Genomic DNA, 16,560 nt, shown 5'->3' with positions numbered 1-16,560 from the left:
AGGTATCCTCAATATTTCAAAGCGTTCTATCACATAAATTCTTCAGGCTAAAGTGGAAACTTCCACGCATGGGTGTGTGCAGTTTCTGAAGTGTGTTGCCGATTGGCTTGCTGTTGCAGCCTCCAACGCGCAGCCGCAAGACGTACAGTAGGAACTGCTGGGTCTGAGCAAATGACCCCCGTTAGCTCGTTCTCCCAGATCCAATTCCTATCTAGGAAATAGTGAATTTTATCTATCGCCACCCATATAGGAACCTCAGGCTTTACACGCCGAACAGCTTCCATTATGCGTTTTATCGTATCATTAGCATTCTCATGCCCATCAGCAACAGATGGAATCAACGGATCCCCAGCTCTGATACCAGCAGATGGAGCTGGTAAAACTTCTAAAATGACCGTATCGGCAAAGCGTGCCAAATCTGCGGCTTGAGCCGCCTGCTTGGTCTGTCGTGCGCTCACTTCGGACATGTTATCGGCGTTGTCCGACTTCTCCGACTGTGCGGATTGCTCATCCCCTATTTGACCTGCATTAAGCACCAAACTTGTATCAACCGTCAAAAGTACACCTACCCGATATGGAACGCACCGCAGGCGGCCACATAACGTTTGCTCGGCAACGCCGTCAATCCAGTCTCGGATGGTCTGGAACTGGTTTACGTCAGTAGGATTGCGCACCATAATCTCCAGCCGTGGTTCTCCTCCCTGTCGCATGCTTCGCAACGCTGCACGCAGTAGGGCCTCCAACTGCATATCTTGCAGGCTTCCAATGCCCACTGCATTGTTCTGCTCAGTCAAAGCTATAGTCAGCGGCAATCCGTCCAGCAACTCAAACAAGCCTTCGTACTCTGTTTCCAGCAGGCCAATGATTCGTCGGGACAGGTGCTCACACAATCCAGGCAAACCAGATGCTTTATTAAATGTTGTGTACGTCTCGGATGCACGGGAACCGGGGACAAGGATAGGATCGAGCTCCCCGGCAAGGGCATGAATCTTTTGTCCAGACTCTGCCGCGTCCAAATAGGCATAGCATAATTCCCTCACGCGGCCGGATGCCAGTGACAATGGACCATGCAGAAGGCTATAACCGTCAAGATCGCGTATTCCTGTACTTTTACGACTCATACTTGCAGGAGCATCAGCATAAAGCCGTATGGAGGTGTCGCTGTATTCATCGCTCCATTTTAGTAGTGTATCCATGGCTTGCTCTGTATCATTGCCGTTATTCAGCATCGATTCTCCAAGTAATTCCGGGTTTGCAGCCAGCAATGCCTCCGCTCGACTGATTGCACCCTGCTCGGCTAAACCAACCAGCCAGCCCAATGGATCTTCCTCCTGTGAAGCAGATACTTGATGGCTTCCTGCTCTTAGCGTCTCCATAGCCAATCTCCGTGCAGCAGACTCCTTACCTGGCTCTGGAACGTTGCAATCCCTGCTGTTTATGCCACCCAACAGCTCTGCGAATACATGCATCAGTTTAGCCTCCATGCCATTAATCCATCCTTTCTTTCGTCAGCAAGTTGGCACACACGAATTCGAGTACCCCTCCAAATAAAGAAAACGCTTACTCATTGCTGAGCAACCGAATGTTACGTGGGCCTTACTTATTAAGTCCCTACCTTAAACGTATTAGGCCCTCCCCACATTTATACATCTCTGCACAACTACTATATATGAGAAAAATAGATCTATACTGCGGAAAGCACATGTATGCACAAAAATGGCAGCCATAAAGAAACACCCCCTGTTTTCATAGGATGCCTACATCCAATGTTAACGGGGGGTTCCCTTTTTATTCGTCAGTACCAACCTTCAGCACACGCATCACATTTAATACAGCTAGCAGTGTTACACCAACATCGGAAAATACAGCCTCCCACATGGTAGCAATACCAAACGCGCCCAATGAGAGAAATACTACTTTGACACCTAGCGCAAATATAATGTTTTGCCATACGATACGGCGTGTGCGTTGAGCAATATGAATCGCCGTCACCAGCCTTGAAGGCTCGTCGTTCATGATTACGATATCTGCTGCTTCAATTGCAGCGTCTGAGCCCAAACCACCCATCGCTACACCAACATCTGCCAAAGCAAGTACAGGTGTATCATTAATTCCATCGCCTACAAACAAGATTTTATCGCTCGTTTTTTTACTTGCAGACAACTGCTCAATGGCTTCGGCTTTATGCTGAGGCAACAGTTCTGCCCGTACTTCATCCAGGCCTAACTGACGTCCTGCAGCTTCGGCAACTGTCCGATTGTCACCTGTTAGCATGATGGTTTTTACCACCCCCAGCTTTTTCAGCGAAGCAATCGTCTTGGCCGCGTCCTCCTTAACCTCATCCGATATTAGAATGCACCCGGCATACGTTCCGTCTACAGCCACATGTACGACCGTTCCTACATCCAATGGTCCTGCTTGCTGCGCCACATTAAAAGCAATATGCTCCCGCTCCATCAGCTTAGCGTTTCCGGCCAATACCAAGCGCCCATCGATCTGAGCCTGAATCCCGTGACCGGATATTTCGCTATATTGCTGGACTCGCTCCGTTTGAAGTTCATTGCCATAAGCTTCACGCAGAGAAGCTGCGATAGGATGCGTGGAGTGCATCTCGGCCAATGCAGCAGTCTCCAGCAGACTTTCCTTCGTAAAAGCTTCGGCAGGATAAATCCCTGTCACGTGGAAAACACCTTTGGTGAGCGTACCTGTTTTATCAAAAACAGCATATTTCACATGATTCAGGGCTTCAAGATAATTACCGCCCTTGATCAGCACACCTGAACGGGAGGCTGCCCCGATTCCGCCAAAGAAGCCCAGTGGAATGGACACCACCAGCGCACACGGACAAGAAATAACGAGGAAAACAAGCGCACGATATATCCAATCTGCAAACTGTGCACCTGGCACAACAAGCGGAGGAACAACCGCCAGCAACAACGCTACAATAACCACTACAGGAGTATAATATCTGGAAAACTTCGTGATAAACTTTTCAGTCGGCGCTTTTTTGGCACTCGCATTTTGCACCAGTTCCAAAATTTTAGAGACCGCAGATTCACCAAATTCTTTGCTGACCTCTACCGTCAGAAGTCCGTTCGTGTTCACAAATCCACTCATCACACTGCTTCCCGGCTCAACGGTACGAGGCACAGATTCACCGGTCAACGCCGAGGTATCGACATGCGACTTGCCTTCTACAACCTTACCGTCCAGCGGGATCTTCTCACCCGGCTTGATCACTATCAAATCTCCAATACGGACCTCTTCTGGAGACACCCTTCGTACGGATTCAGCCGTCTTCAGGTTGGCATAGTCTGGTCTAATATCCATCAGATCGCTGATGGACTTACGTGAACGGTTAACTGCAATGCCTTGGAATAGCTCTCCGATTTGATAAAAGAACATGACAGCTACGCCTTCGGGGTATTCCCCAATAGCAAATGCGCCCACCGTAGCCAGCGTCATCAAGAAATACTCATCAAAGGCCATTCCACGCACCAAGCTGCGTGCAGCCTGCAAGACAACATCACCGCCAACGATGATATATGCCACTAAAAATAGAGCCAGCTTGCCCACACCTTCGACAGGTAACCACCAGGCAACAGCCGCAATAACCGCTCCTATGGACAGACGTGCAATCATGCGGCGCATACCGTCCGTACCATGATCATGCGTATGCCCGGCATGACTATCATCATGCGAATGCGAATGTGAATGTGAATGAGCATGGGTAGCTTCACCATGATCGTGCACTGCATGGTGATTGTGGTGCATGTGTGCATGATTACCGTGGTCGTGCCCATCGTGTGCGCCATGTGCTTCATGGCTATGACCACCATGACTGTGAGCAGCATGCTTTCCATCATTGTGATTATGTCCTTCACCCTCATGCTCATGACCGCATGCGCAATCCTCTGTGCAGCTTGCCTCTACTGCACCAGCGCCACTTCGACTGTCTTCGCGCAAGCGTCCACCCGCACTTTTGGCAACCATCCGAACATGAGGCTCAAGTCTGTGGACCTTCCGTTCCGTTTGGCGAAAAATCTCTTCTTTTTGATCCGAAGTTGTGGTCATCGTCAACGTTTTTGTTACAAAATTGACCGAGCAATCGAGGACCCCTTCTATTTTACTGACTCCATTTTCAATCTTTAGAGCACAGTTGGCGCAATCTAGACCTTCCAAAACCCATTCATGCCGTTCATTTCTTTTTAGAGCATCCATAATAATTGGCCTCCAATTAGCTATATATGAGCAACTGTTCATATATTATTTGTTAAGGTCATTATATTCAGGTTTAGGGGCAAAAGTCAATGATCATAGCCCTTTTTAACGAAAAAAAATCGACTTCAATGGACAAACACCAAAAGAGCGCCAATTGCTTGGCGCCCTGCTGTTGGTTTGTCAAAAATCATTGATGTGATATGTGCTGATGGGTTTGCAAAAAAATCTGCTCCACATGATTATCATCCAGTGAATAAAACACTGTCTTGCCTTCCTTGCGTCGTTTGACAATACGCAGGTTGCGCAAATAACGAAGCTGGTGGGATACTGCAGATTGGCCCATGTTCAACACCTGTGTTAAATCATGAACACACAGTTCCTTTTGAGCCAGGGCATAAATCAGCTTGATCCGTGTCGGGTCACCTAGCGCTTTAAACAGCTCCGACATTTTGTATGCGATGGAATCCTCAACTAGGGAAGATTTTATACGCTCAATTTCCTGATCTGAACCGTGACAAGCCGGCTCACAATCCAAAGCTTCCGTTTCAGAATTCATCCTTTTCACCCCGTGTATTTCGACTTGATGCTCCTATTATAGCAAATTCGTAGAATTTACGAATAGCTTATATTACAGCTTGCCCTGTAACCGAAATTTTCCTAATTCAACGTTTTTAATACTTCATCATTGTAAGGAATTATTTCTTTTATCTGTTGATCACGTAATTTTACTGCAAATGCCGGATCAACCAGCAATGCACGTCCAACTGCAACCAGATCAACTTCCTCTCGTTCTACTAGCTCCACGAGTTGTTCTAATCTGGCCTCTACACTACTCGATTGATCAGTCTGACGATCATTGTTTTTTTCCAAATCACTCAAAAAGGCCTTCTCCAAACCAATTGACCCCACCGTAATCACTGGCTTGCCTGTTATCTTTTTGGTCCATGCTGCCAGGTTTAGATCTGACCCTTCGAATTCTGGCTCCCAGAAACGGCGGCTTGAGCAATGGAATACATCCACCCCGGCTTGTACCAATGGGGCAAGAAACTGTTCAAGTTCCTGCGGTGTCTGTGCCAGCTTTTCTCCATAATGGTACATCTTCCACTGGGAGAATCGCAGTACAATTGGAAAATCCGGGCCTACTGCACGGCGACAAGCCTCAATGACCTCGACCGCAAACCGGGTGCGCTGAACCAAATCGCCTCCATATTGATCGGTACGCTTATTGGTTTTGTCCCAGAAAAATTGATCTATTAAATAGCCATGTGCTCCATGAAGCTCAATGCCGTCAAACCCCACCCGCTTGGCATCGGCAGCGGCCTGAGCAAAGGCTGCAATGATATCCGTAATTTCCACCTCCGTCAATGGCTCAACTACCTTTTCACCTGCGGGAGAAATACCTGAAGGACCGACAGGCAATGCCTCGGGATTCGGTTGGTTATCCGCACCTATTTTCCGGGCTGTACCCACATGCCAGAGCTGCGGTATAATTTTGCCGCCGGCCGCATGAACCTCCTCTACTACCTTAGCCCATCCTTTCAATCCCTCACCATAAAAGTTAGGGATGCCTGTGTGCTCCACAGCGGCGGGATGATTGATAGCTGTTCCCTCTGTAATAATCAATCCAACAGCATTTTCTGCACGGCGACGATAATACGCGGCAACCTCAGGTCCTGGAATACCTTGGGGAGAAAAATTTCGTGTCATGGGAGCCATAACCATCCGATTGGGAAGCGATAAGTTACCTATCTTAAAAGGTTTAAACAATATTTCGGTGTTCATGACGTTTTCCTCACTCTCCATTAGTATTATCTTTTTCACTCTTCTGTTATACAATTCCATTTTACACGCGTGCAAACTTGAGTTCAAGAAGCCACAGTTTAAATTCTAGCAGGTCCTTTATAAAAAAAGAGGAAGCGGCATAGAGCCGCTTCCTCTTATCTAAAATAGTGTGACTTATTAGTGTGCTACCATGTTGTATTCCATAATCCATACAGAACCGCCAACGACAGTCAACAGGATCACAACACCAAAGATCAAAGTCATAACATTCCAACGTGGTCCATTGCTTTCACGGATGTGCATGAAGAAGAAAAGCTGAACCAGAAATTGCAGCACTGCCGCGGCTAAAATAACAACCATGGTCGAAGTGCGGCTCAACATATGATTCATAACCACGAAGAGAGGAATGATGGTCAGTACGATGGACAGAATAAACCCGATAACATAGGATTTCACTGAACCGTGAGAATCATCATGACCATGCGAACCCGCTCCTGATTGATGCTGTGCCATCTACATCACCCCCATCAAATAGACAACTGTCAGCAAGAAGATCCAGACAGCGTCCAAAAAGTGCCAGTACAAGCTCAATGCCGAAACTTTGCCCTTCGTCTCTGGAGTAAGCCCGCGTTTTTTCAACTGGAACATAAGTCCAATCATCCAAACCAGACCTAACGAAACGTGAAGTCCGTGTGTTCCGACCAATGTGAAGAATGCCGACAAGAACGCACTGGTTCCAAAGTTGGCACCTTCATGTACCATCTCAACAAACTCGTAAACTTCAAAACCGATAAAACCAAGACCCAGGATCGCTGTCACGATTAACCAGCTGATTAATCCCTTCATGCTTCCTTTGTTCATAGCCAACACAGCCAGACCACTTGTGAAGCTGCTTGTGAGCAAGAGGAACGTTTCAATAATAACGCCCGTCATGTTAAACAGCTCTGCGCCACCTGGTCCTCCGGCTGTGTTGTTCCGAAGGACAACGAAGGTTGCGAACAAGGTACTGAACAGGATTACGTCCGTTACGAGGAAGATCCAAAAACCAAGCATCTTCAATTCTTGCGGATCGTGATGCCCGTGGTCATGATCATGGCTGTGATGTGCTGCAGCTTGTGCCATTATACAGACCCCCTTATTGCCGCTTCCGTGCGTTTTACTTCATCCGCAGGGATATAGTAGTCGCCATCATAGGAGAAGAACGAACGGCAAATCATACAAATTGCCACGCCGATCAGCCCTGGAATATAGAAGAACGACCATCCAAATACGAACCCGAAACCTGCAATGAAAAAGAATACCGACATAATGAATGGAATCGCCGAGTTTTTCGGCATATGAATCGCTTCAATTGGCGGTTGCTTTCTGAAAATACCTTTTGCACGTTTATCTTTTTCTGCCCACCAGTCATCGCGTTCTTCTACTTGCGGAATGGTAGCAAAATTGTATTCCGGTGCAGGTGAAGGAATGGACCACTCCAACGTGTGACCGCCCCAAGGGTCGCCAGTTGTATCCTTCAGCTTGCGGTAATTTTTGATACCCAGAAGAATTTGAAGAACCTGGAACAAGAAACCAATCCCCATCAGGAATGCCCCAACGGTTGACACCATGTTAAGCGGCTGCCAGCCAGTATCCCAGCCATAAGTGCTCAGACGACGTGTCATACCCATCAGACCGAGGGAATATTGCGGAATGAAACATACATAGAAACCAATATTCCAGAACCAGAAAGCCCATTTACCAGGCGTTTCAGGCAATGTGAAACCGAACATCTTAGGCCACCAGTAGTACAGACCTGCCAAGTAACCGAACACTACCCCACCAATTAGAGCGGAGTGAAAGTGAGCGATCAGGAAGTAACTGTTATGGAACTGGAAGTCCGCAGGCGCTACAGACAACATGACGCCCGTCAAACCTGCAATCAAGAAGTTCGGAATAAATGCAATAGACCACATCATCGGAGTTTTAAATTCGAGTTTACCCCGGTACATCGTGAACAGCCAGTTAAATACTTTAACCCCTGTTGGTATTGCGATAACCATCGTCGAAATCGCAAAGAATGCATTAACATCTGCGCCTGATCCCATCGTGAAGAAGTGATGCGCCCACGTGAAGAAGGACAGGATCGCAATAATGAACATTGCGTAAACCATGGATTTGTAACCAAACAATTTCTTTTTGGAGAATACGCTGATAACCTCGGAATAAATACCGAAAGCTGGCAATACTACGATGTATACCTCAGGGTGACCCCACATCCAGATCAAGTTGATATACATCATCGGGTTACCGCCGAAATCAAGGGTAAAGAAGTGTCCTCCTCCGAAGCGGTCAAGGAATAGCAACGCTAAAGTAACCGTCAGAATCGGGAACGCGAAAATGATAATAACACATGATGAAAATACGGACCACGTAAAGACAGGCATTTTCATCCAAGTCATACCAGGTGCGCGCATTTTAATAATGGTAACAATAAAGTTGATCCCTGTAGCCAATGAACCTATACCAGAAATCTGAATACCCCAGATATAGAAGTTCTGACCGACGCCAGGACTAAATTGCAGTTCTGAGAGCGGTGGATAACTCAACCAGCCTGCATCTGGCGAACCGCCGATAACGAAGGACAAGTTGAACAACATCGCACCCATAAAGAAAAGCCAGAAGCTCAATGCGTTCAGGAAAGGAAACGCAACGTCGCGCGCACCAATTTGAAGGGGTACGGCGATGTTAAACAAACCAAACATCAACGGCATTGCCATAAACAAGATCATGATTGTGCCGTGAGTTGTAAAAATCTGGTTGTAATGCTCAGGATGTAGGAGTGTCACATCCGGTGTAGCAAGTTGAATACGCATCAATAATGCATCCACGCCTCCGCGGAATAACATCAAGATGGCCGCAAGAATATACATAATACCGACTTTTTTATGGTCAACCGTAGTCAACCAGTTTTTCCAAAGCCAGCCCCATTTTTTGAAATAAGTGAGCACAAACACGATCCCGATCGTTGCTAATGCGATGGAAACGTCCGCTCCATAGATCATCGGGTCTCCAGTAACGAAGAAAGTGGATGCAAACTCTTTTATTTTGTCAAGCATTGGGGGCCTCCTTCCCTATAATCATTTAATTGTGTCCGCTCATGTCCATTCCAGCATGATCTTCTGTGCCGGATTTGGATGAATCTTCTGTGGATGTAGCTCCGCCATGTCCAGCATGGGGGTTAGGAGCGCCTTCCACTACATACTTGTTAACAATCTCTTTGAACAAGCCGTCTGGAATCGAAGAGTATTCATCAGGCTGGGACAAACCTGGTTTTGCAAGCGCCAAATAGCCGTCTTTCGTCAGCGGCTTCGACTGCTTCTTGATGTCAGCGACCCAGTTTTTATACTCTTCATCCGACTGGACTTCTACATCAAAACGCATTTGTCCAAAATGCTCACCGCTAAAGTTTGCACCCGAGCCAAAGTAAGTTCCTTCGTGATCGGCCTGCAAATGCAGTTTCATGGCCATGCCTGACATGGTGTAGATTTGACCGCCCAATTGCGGAATCCAGAATGAGTTCATCGGGGCGTCAGCAGTCAGTTCAAAACGGACTGGAACACCTTTAGGAATGTGAACTTGGTTCACTGTAGCTATACCTTCCTCCGGGTACATAAAGAGCCATTTCCAGTCCAGTGAAGTTACTTGAATCGTTACTGGCTTTTGCGTACTTGCAATCGGCTTGGAAGGCTCCAGCAAGTAGGTATATCTCGCAGTGATAACCGCAATAATAAAGATAACGATAATCGGAATAGCCCACCATGTGGTTTCCAGCTTTTTGCTGTCATCCCAGTGAGGTTGATACTTCACCTTGTTTGTGGGGGTATCTCGATACCGCCAAACGATGAAGAAAGTCAAAATCATAACCGGTACAATTATAAGCGCAGACAATGCCGTTGTAAGAATGATCAGCTCTTTTTGTGCTTGCCCAATTGGTCCTTTCGGATCGAAAACAACGTATTTTCCGCCAGCATAAAAACACGTCCAAATGAGCAATGCTACCGTGAGCACGGTCAAAACCAACGCAATAATCGCTTTTGGTTTTTTGTTCATGTTGTTCCCCTCTCCTTAAAATAGTAAATTACTCAAGACTAACGAACTCCTGTAATGTTGCCCTTATATAAGATAGCAGAAAAGCGGCCACTTTTTTTATTGTTAACAGAATTGTCGATTATTTGTCCGATTTTTGTGAAAAACCTCTCTAAAAATAAAATTTCTCTTGCAAATTCAAAATTTCTTTTTAATTCAAAAATGACATATAAAACGTTAACTATGCATCTTGAAGTATCTTAAAAAAGCTATATTAAAGCAAAAATCGGGACTCCTTACAGTTATCATGTCACACTGCTCGAAGCCCCGCGCTGTTGTTCTCGTTATCCGTTTTCTGTACAGCATAACCATTGCATTAACGATGCCCGTTCTCTTGGTCTTCCTTCTTACGGGCAATGACAAATGATTTCCCGATTAGAAAAATGAAAATTCCGGCAGCAAAGGCGCCAATGCCTGTCATTAAATAGATATTACGATCGGTTAAATTCCCTATATCAAGCAAAATAAGAATAATACCTACAATGCAAGCGATCAAAGAAATAACAGATACCGTGCGGCTCATTTGGTTATCACTTGATCCTGATTTTCTAAAATTCGAAGCCATACCCTCCACTCCCTCTAGTTTAAAATAGTTTAAAAAGTGCCCTCGCCAGGTATTTTTTTCAGTATGCACATTTTTTATTTTATTATTCCTGCCGGTCTCTACATACTAGAACCATCTGTAATTCATCTTGGCTATTATTACCCCAGAGGACCTCCTATTTAAACAAACGGGAGCGGAGGCAGACCTAAATTTGCTTTATATTCAGATCATTTCTCTTGATTTAACGTCTAGTCTCCGACCAGTTATTACTTACTACATTTCGATACCAATAGTAACTTTCCTTGGGGGTACGGACTTGTGTGCGAAAATCGACATGAATCATGCCAAATCTCATATTATATCCCTCTGCCCACTCAAAATTGTCCATAAGTGACCAGGCCATATACCCTTTAACATGGAGGCCGTCATGAATCGCCCGGTGCACCTGCACCAAATGCTGCTGCATGTACGAAATTCGACGGTCATCCTGCACCTTTCCGTTTACGACTTCATCATTGATACAAGCCCCGTTCTCTGTGATGTAAATATCGATGTTACCGTATTTTTGCAAATAATGTAGTACCTCATACAGCCCACGTGACTCCACCGGCCAGCCGATATCCGTTACAGGTAGTCCCATATTGATTTCTTCAGATTGAAGAAAGCCTGCTTCCGGATTAAAGCGATTAACCGACATACTATAATAATTGATACCGATCATATCTATAGGTTCACCGATAATGTCCATATCTCCATCTTGTATAGGTACGGTGGCTCCCTGCTCCGCAAACCAGTCTACCAAAAACTGAGGATACGAGCCTTGATAAATAGGCTGGAGAAACCAGTCACTATGCAGAGAAATCGTGCGCGCACAAGCCGCTTTATCTTCCTCAGAGGTGCTGTAAGGAACAGCCCAGGAGACATTGGGAGCGATACCGATCTGGCCACTGGTGCCTAGCTCGCGGAATCGGCGTACAGATAGGCCATGCGCGACCAGCAGATGATGTCCTACATCAATCGCTGTCTGGAGATTCGTCAGACCCGGAGCATGAACTCCTAACATATTGGATAAAAAGGCGATGCACCAAGGTTCATTGAACGTGAGCCAATGGTGTATCTTACCGTGAAACTCACGGAACATCGTTTCCGCAAACTGGACAAATGCCTGTATCGTACGACGATTTCCCCACCCTCCAGCGTCCTGTAGCGCCTGTGGCAGATCCCAGTGATACAGTGTACAAAACGGTTCAATCCCGTTGTCGTTCAACAAATCAACAACGCGATGATAATAGTTCAATCCTTCTTGATTGACTTCACCGTCACCATTCGGGAATATACGCGGCCAGGACACCGAGAACCGATATGTACGAATGCCCAGTTCCTTCATGAGACGGATATCTTCTTCGTAGCGATGATAGCTATCACAAGCTACATTCCCGTTATCCCCGTTAAACACTTTACCAGGCGTATGGGCAAAGGTATCCCAGATCGACAACCCTCTCCCATCCTCCTGATATGCCCCCTCGATTTGGTAGGCGGCTGTTGCGGTACCCCACATAAAGTCCTGCGGAAATTGAAAAATAGTCATTGTGTCTCTCCCTCTCCCTCAATTATAATCGTATGTTCATTCGTTTTTTCCTGCTTTTTGGTAAAAATCCATGACAAAATAAATCCTCCGTGCTTGGGATCAGGCTGAGCCTGACGAGCATCTGCGCTAAACGGGTGTGCACTGCGAATCGTGCAGCTTCCCGTCTGGACAGATGCGGTAAGCTCCGCACGGACGAGCCGCGAACCGGACCACTCCATGCTGACCGTAATCCCGCCACGCCCTTTCAAGCCGCTGACCCTTCCCTCCGGCCATGCCGATGGCAGGGCCGGCAATAGCGTCAGCTCACCCAGGCGGCTTTGCAGCAGCATTTCTGCGATGCCTGCCGTCGCACCAAAGTTACCGTCAATCTGAAACGGCGGGTGAGCGTCGAATAAATTAGGGTAGGTCGATCGCGACAGCAACGTGCGAACATACCGATGCGCAGTGTCGCCATCTTCCAGCCGGGCGTACAGGTTAATCAACCAGGCACAGCTCCACCCGGTATGCCCGCCGCCATGATCGAGCCGGCGGCGTAACGATATGCGGGCCGCCTCAGCCAGCTCCGGAGTATCGCGGATATGGATCTGTCGGCCGGGATAAACCCCGTAAAGATGCGAAACATGTCGATGACCAGGCTCCGCTTCCTCAAAATCGACCAACCATTCTTGTAACTGACCGTGACGGCCGATTTGATAGTGGACTAATCGTTCCCGTGTCTCTTCGCAGCGCTTGCGGAATTCATCGTCTAATTCCAGCAGGTCTGCGGCTTGAATACAGTTGCTTAATAGCTCCCGAATCAGCGTCATGTCCATCGTGGAGCCCATGGATATACTGCAATCCTCGCCGCCGGGAGTGATGAATTTATTTTCAGGTGATGTGGATGGGGACGTTGCGAGCCGACCATCCGGGTCCTCCACGAGCCAGTCCAGGCAAAAGGCCGCCGCCCCCTTCATAAGCGGATAAGCCTGTTCTGCCAAATAGGTTGTATCCAAGGTGAACAGATAACGTTCCCATAGGTGAGCGGTCAGCCATACACCCCCAAGCGGCCAAAATGCCCAACTGGCATGACCACCTGACGGTCCGGCGTTTCTCCACACATCTATATTGTGGTGAGCTGTCCATCCTTGAGCCCCATAATGGATGGAAGCGACCCTACGTCCCGTACGACCGACTTCTCCAATCATGTGCAGCAATGGCTCATGGCACTCGGCAAGATTACACACCTCTGCGGGCCAATAATTCATCTGTGTATTAATATTGGTTGTATAGTTACTATTCCACGGCGGCTGTACCCGGTCATTCCAGATGCCCTGAAGGTTGGCGGGCTGACTGCCCGGACGTGAACTGCCCATAAGTAAATAGCGTCCATACTGAAATAACAGCACTTCCAGCCCCAGGTCTGCCTGACCTTTCTGATAGTGTTCTAATCGCAGGTCGGTCGGGAGAACGGACTCGTCGGTTAGTGTGTCACTTCCCAGTTCTAATGCAACACGGTCAAACAGCTTCCGGTGATCCTGCTCATGGCGTTGCCGCACCTGCTCACTTCCCAGCGAAATCGCTCCGTCTAGAGTAACTTTGCACGCTTCTACTGACTCCGTTGCATCACTATTCGGCATAGCCTGGAATCCCCGAAATCCGGTAGCTGCTGCCAAATACACCGTGATTTTATCCGCGTCCGAGATGATCAATGCTCCGTCATCTCCCGTCGTCAAGGTTCCTCCCTCGGGAATAACCCTCGCCTGAACGGCAAAAGCCATCCCCAAATCATTTTCGTAAACGACAGACTGTGGATGATCGCCGTGATAATTAGATTCCACATGACTGGGCGCTCGTCCAGTCAACGTAATAAAGTCCCTGGTCGGTTCCTCGGATGGATCGTCATCGCTAGCCCATTTGGAGGAATTCTCAAGTGCATTCTCTCCAACTTCATCCTCACAAGGATGGGGGGTAGTGATGCGCACAGATGCATGGATTTTTCCGACCTTACTCGCAGTCAGTGACACCATAATGACTCCATCGGGTGCACTGGCGATAACTTCACGAGTATAGCGGACTCCATCACTCTGAAAAGTGACCGCTGCCGTTCCGGTCTGCATATCCAGTTCCCGTTCATAATGCGCAATCTCCCCTAGGTTCTCCTGCGTAATCCACAAATCTCCCAAAGGCTGGTAGGCTTCTGTATCGCGGCCTAGCATGTTTGAAGTAATCAGTTGTTCGGCTTCTTTGTATTTTCCATCTGCAATCAGCTTTCTGGCAGGTTCTAAATATCGCAATGCATCATACTGAACGCCATCCCTGGGGAATCCGGACCAGAGCGTATCCTCGTTTAATTGCAAATGCTCCTCCCTGATTCCGCCAAATACCATAGCTCCCAGCCGTCCATTGCCAACTGGCAATGCTTCCTCCCATACCTCAGCAGGCTGGCGATACCATAACCGCAGGGACTGTGGCCTTTCGCTTTTCGTCACGTCAAACCCTCCCTCATCAGGGTCAGACAAAGCGCTGCTCCCGTGTTGCCCATGGCGCATGCGCTCTGTCACTCCGAGATTTCAAAGTTTGGATAAATGGACTTGCTATTTAGACGCTTTCCCACTCCATAACTCCACTCTGTCCTTCACCAGTTGCGTGTATTGCTGTTCCATTTGGACAGCTCCGGCGGCATCCAGTTCTTTAATCATGTTGTCGTATATCGTATCAAAATTGGAAGCTGGTGCTAATATCGCTTCCGGTATCCGTTTGCGGATAATGTCTGTCGTTTTTTTGAATGTAACGTTATAGTTGGATTCATTGTCTGTCGTTATGTTATAGGCCGCGCCCCAAGGCTTCACATCAAATTCTTCTTTTCCTGGAAACAGTTCCTTCCACGTTTTTACGCCATACGCTTTAAGTGATTCTTTCTCCGGCTTCGAATAAGCCGCGATAATTTGTTCAGGGAATTTGGCAGTGTAGTAGTTACCCGTAGAGTCTTTCACCCCGTCACCATAGTGTCCGCTCATTAATGTGTACAAGTCTATTCCAGTGGATTTATTGAAGCTGGTTGTATTGTTCGTTTTTTGATCCAATACATCGGCAGGAATGACGCGTTTGCCATCTTTGATTTCATAGTGCTTACCTTCGATTCCCCAGTTCACAAGCACCTGTCCTTCATCAGAAGCTAAATAATCCAGGAATTTAATAGCCCGCACCGGGTCCTTGCAACTTTCCGTAATTCCTACACCATAACCGGACGCAAAGCCTGTATCCTGAAAGGAACGATCCTTATATTCCTCCGAAAGTGTAACTGGAAAATGTGCATAGCTGGCATCAGACTTACCTGACGCTTTTAATGCATTTTCGGCATCCTGATAACCCCACTCCTGGTCGATCAGACCCAGGACACGACCGCTGGCAATTTTGGATTTGTATTGGTCGCTTTTTTGCACAAACGAATCTTTATCAAGCAGCCCTTCATTGTACATGTGGTTCAACCAACGGAAATATTCCTTTTCTTCCGGACGTTTGTAATGAAGCTTGGCTTCAAATGTTTTGGGATCAATAAAATATTCACCATCATCCGGCGCTCCAGTCGTCTGGAAGGCAGGGTTCGTTACGGTAATCATAATTCTCCAGTCGTCCGCATCCAGCGTGAGAGGGATCGTTTTTTTGCCATTGATCGTCGGATGCTTGGCGGCATAGGTTTTGAGTACGTTTTCAAAATCCTGTAAGGTTCTTACCTTGGGATATCCCAGCTCCTTAAGCACCTTATGCTGAATTTCAAATCCTCCCGTCGCATCAAAACTCTCCTGTCCAACACCTGCATACGTAGGAATAACATAGATAGCTTGATCTTTATTGCTGTATTTCAGCCGATCCATATAAGGACCGTAGAGCTTTTTGAGGTTAGGCGCGTGATCGTTAATCAGATCGGTCAGATCAATCATGGCCCCCGCATCCACAAGCTTGTTAATATTCGCTTTAGGAGAAACGAGGTCGGGGTATTCTCCACTTGCTGCCATCAAAGCAATTCGGTCATCTCCACCTCCGCCGCTGACATCAAATTCCGCATTCAAAGTTACACCTGTTTTCTTGGTGATTTCCTTGCCTATTTCATCTTTCATTCCATTCCATTGCGGGCTTGTATCTGCTCCGAAGAAGCTAAACGTAATCGGATCTGTGCCGCTGGATGAGCCTTCCTTTGCTGCTTTATCGCTTCCACCGCAACCTGCGAGTGCTGCAAGAGATACGGCGAGCAAGGGAATCAGTACAAATCTGGACCAGTGTTTTTTCATGTTCAAGACCTCCTGCATTTGTAGGATTT

General features: G+C 47.3%; 12 protein-coding genes. All 12 read right to left on the bottom strand.

The genetic code is table 11. The annotated features are described in order from the left end of the window. Window positions 1-47: 47 nt before the first annotated feature. A complete protein-coding gene (locus BN1546_RS15440; protein ID WP_090738202.1) occupies window positions 48-1,484 on the bottom strand; it encodes a PEP-utilizing protein in 1,437 nt (478 codons plus the stop codon). 304 nt (window positions 1,485-1,788) lie between these two features. Further along, window positions 1,789-4,221 carry a heavy metal translocating P-type ATPase gene (locus BN1546_RS15435; protein ID WP_090738200.1) on the bottom strand — a complete coding sequence of 811 codons (2,433 nt, stop codon included), beginning with the start codon at window positions 4,219-4,221 and terminating at the stop codon, window positions 1,789-1,791. 187 nt (window positions 4,222-4,408) lie between these two features. Further along, entirely contained in the window at window positions 4,409-4,777 is a 369-nt protein-coding gene (locus tag BN1546_RS15430; protein WP_007432172.1) for an ArsR/SmtB family transcription factor, read from the bottom strand. A 101-nt stretch (window positions 4,778-4,878) separates the two neighbouring features. Next, window positions 4,879-6,003 (bottom strand): NADH:flavin oxidoreductase, encoded by a 1,125-nt coding sequence (locus BN1546_RS15425; protein WP_016324728.1) that lies wholly within the window; start codon window positions 6,001-6,003, stop codon window positions 4,879-4,881. A gap of 177 nt (window positions 6,004-6,180) precedes the next feature. Continuing rightward, on the bottom strand, window positions 6,181-6,516 hold the full coding sequence (cyoD, locus tag BN1546_RS15420; RefSeq protein WP_013373103.1) for a cytochrome o ubiquinol oxidase subunit IV: 336 nt from the start codon (window positions 6,514-6,516) through the stop codon (window positions 6,181-6,183). Next, a complete protein-coding gene (gene cyoC / locus BN1546_RS15415; protein ID WP_013373104.1) occupies window positions 6,517-7,125 on the bottom strand; it encodes a cytochrome o ubiquinol oxidase subunit III in 609 nt (202 codons plus the stop codon). It lies immediately after the preceding gene. Next, complete coding sequence (locus BN1546_RS15410) at window positions 7,125-9,101, bottom strand: cbb3-type cytochrome c oxidase subunit I (protein WP_013373105.1); 1,977 nt, start codon at window positions 9,099-9,101, stop codon at window positions 7,125-7,127. Before BN1546_RS15410 ends, cyoC begins: the two co-directional genes overlap by 1 nt. Before the next feature lie 25 nt (window positions 9,102-9,126). Beyond that, a complete protein-coding gene (gene cyoA / locus BN1546_RS15405) occupies window positions 9,127-10,095 on the bottom strand; it encodes a ubiquinol oxidase subunit II (protein WP_090738198.1) in 969 nt (322 codons plus the stop codon). A gap of 352 nt (window positions 10,096-10,447) precedes the next feature. Further along, window positions 10,448-10,696: a hypothetical protein gene (locus tag BN1546_RS15400; RefSeq protein WP_013373107.1), complete on the bottom strand. Its 249-nt coding sequence runs from the start codon at window positions 10,694-10,696 to the stop codon at window positions 10,448-10,450. 220 nt (window positions 10,697-10,916) lie between these two features. Then, a complete protein-coding gene (locus tag BN1546_RS15395) occupies window positions 10,917-12,263 on the bottom strand; it encodes a GH1 family beta-glucosidase (RefSeq protein WP_090738196.1) in 1,347 nt (448 codons plus the stop codon). Further along, window positions 12,260-14,731 carry a glycoside hydrolase family 95 protein gene (locus BN1546_RS15390; RefSeq protein ID WP_090739156.1) on the bottom strand — a complete coding sequence of 824 codons (2,472 nt, stop codon included), beginning with the start codon at window positions 14,729-14,731 and terminating at the stop codon, window positions 12,260-12,262. The genes BN1546_RS15395 and BN1546_RS15390 overlap by 4 nt, the downstream gene beginning before the upstream one ends. A 105-nt stretch (window positions 14,732-14,836) precedes the next feature. Further along, entirely contained in the window at window positions 14,837-16,531 is a 1,695-nt protein-coding gene (locus BN1546_RS15385; RefSeq protein WP_090738194.1) for an ABC transporter substrate-binding protein, read from the bottom strand. Window positions 16,532-16,560: the final 29 nt, after the last annotated feature.

Source organism: Paenibacillus sp. Mc5Re-14, assembly GCF_001049835.1.
In the GTDB taxonomy this organism is placed as follows: Bacteria; Bacillota; Bacilli; order Paenibacillales; family Paenibacillaceae; genus Paenibacillus; species Paenibacillus polymyxa_C.
This window is presented reverse-complemented; position numbering and strand designations above follow the sequence as displayed.

Coding starts and splice junctions, on each gene's coding strand:
- cyoC (WP_013373104.1), bottom strand. CDS start 7,125: ATGGCACAAGCTGCAGCACATCACAGCCATGATCATGACCACGGGCAT.
- BN1546_RS15410 (WP_013373105.1), bottom strand. CDS start 9,101: ATGCTTGACAAAATAAAAGAGTTTGCATCCACTTTCTTCGTTACTGGA.
- cyoD (WP_013373103.1), bottom strand. CDS start 6,516: ATGGCACAGCATCAATCAGGAGCGGGTTCGCATGGTCATGATGATTCT.
- BN1546_RS15430 (WP_007432172.1), bottom strand. CDS start 4,777: ATGAATTCTGAAACGGAAGCTTTGGATTGTGAGCCGGCTTGTCACGGT.
- BN1546_RS15425 (WP_016324728.1), bottom strand. CDS start 6,003: ATGAACACCGAAATATTGTTTAAACCTTTTAAGATAGGTAACTTATCG.
- BN1546_RS15385 (WP_090738194.1), bottom strand. CDS start 16,531: ATGAAAAAACACTGGTCCAGATTTGTACTGATTCCCTTGCTCGCCGTA.
- BN1546_RS15395 (WP_090738196.1), bottom strand. CDS start 12,263: ATGACTATTTTTCAATTTCCGCAGGACTTTATGTGGGGTACCGCAACA.
- BN1546_RS15400 (WP_013373107.1), bottom strand. CDS start 10,696: ATGGCTTCGAATTTTAGAAAATCAGGATCAAGTGATAACCAAATGAGC.
- BN1546_RS15440 (WP_090738202.1), bottom strand. CDS start 1,484: ATGGAGGCTAAACTGATGCATGTATTCGCAGAGCTGTTGGGTGGCATA.
- cyoA (WP_090738198.1), bottom strand. CDS start 10,095: ATGAACAAAAAACCAAAAGCGATTATTGCGTTGGTTTTGACCGTGCTC.
- BN1546_RS15435 (WP_090738200.1), bottom strand. CDS start 4,221: ATGGATGCTCTAAAAAGAAATGAACGGCATGAATGGGTTTTGGAAGGT.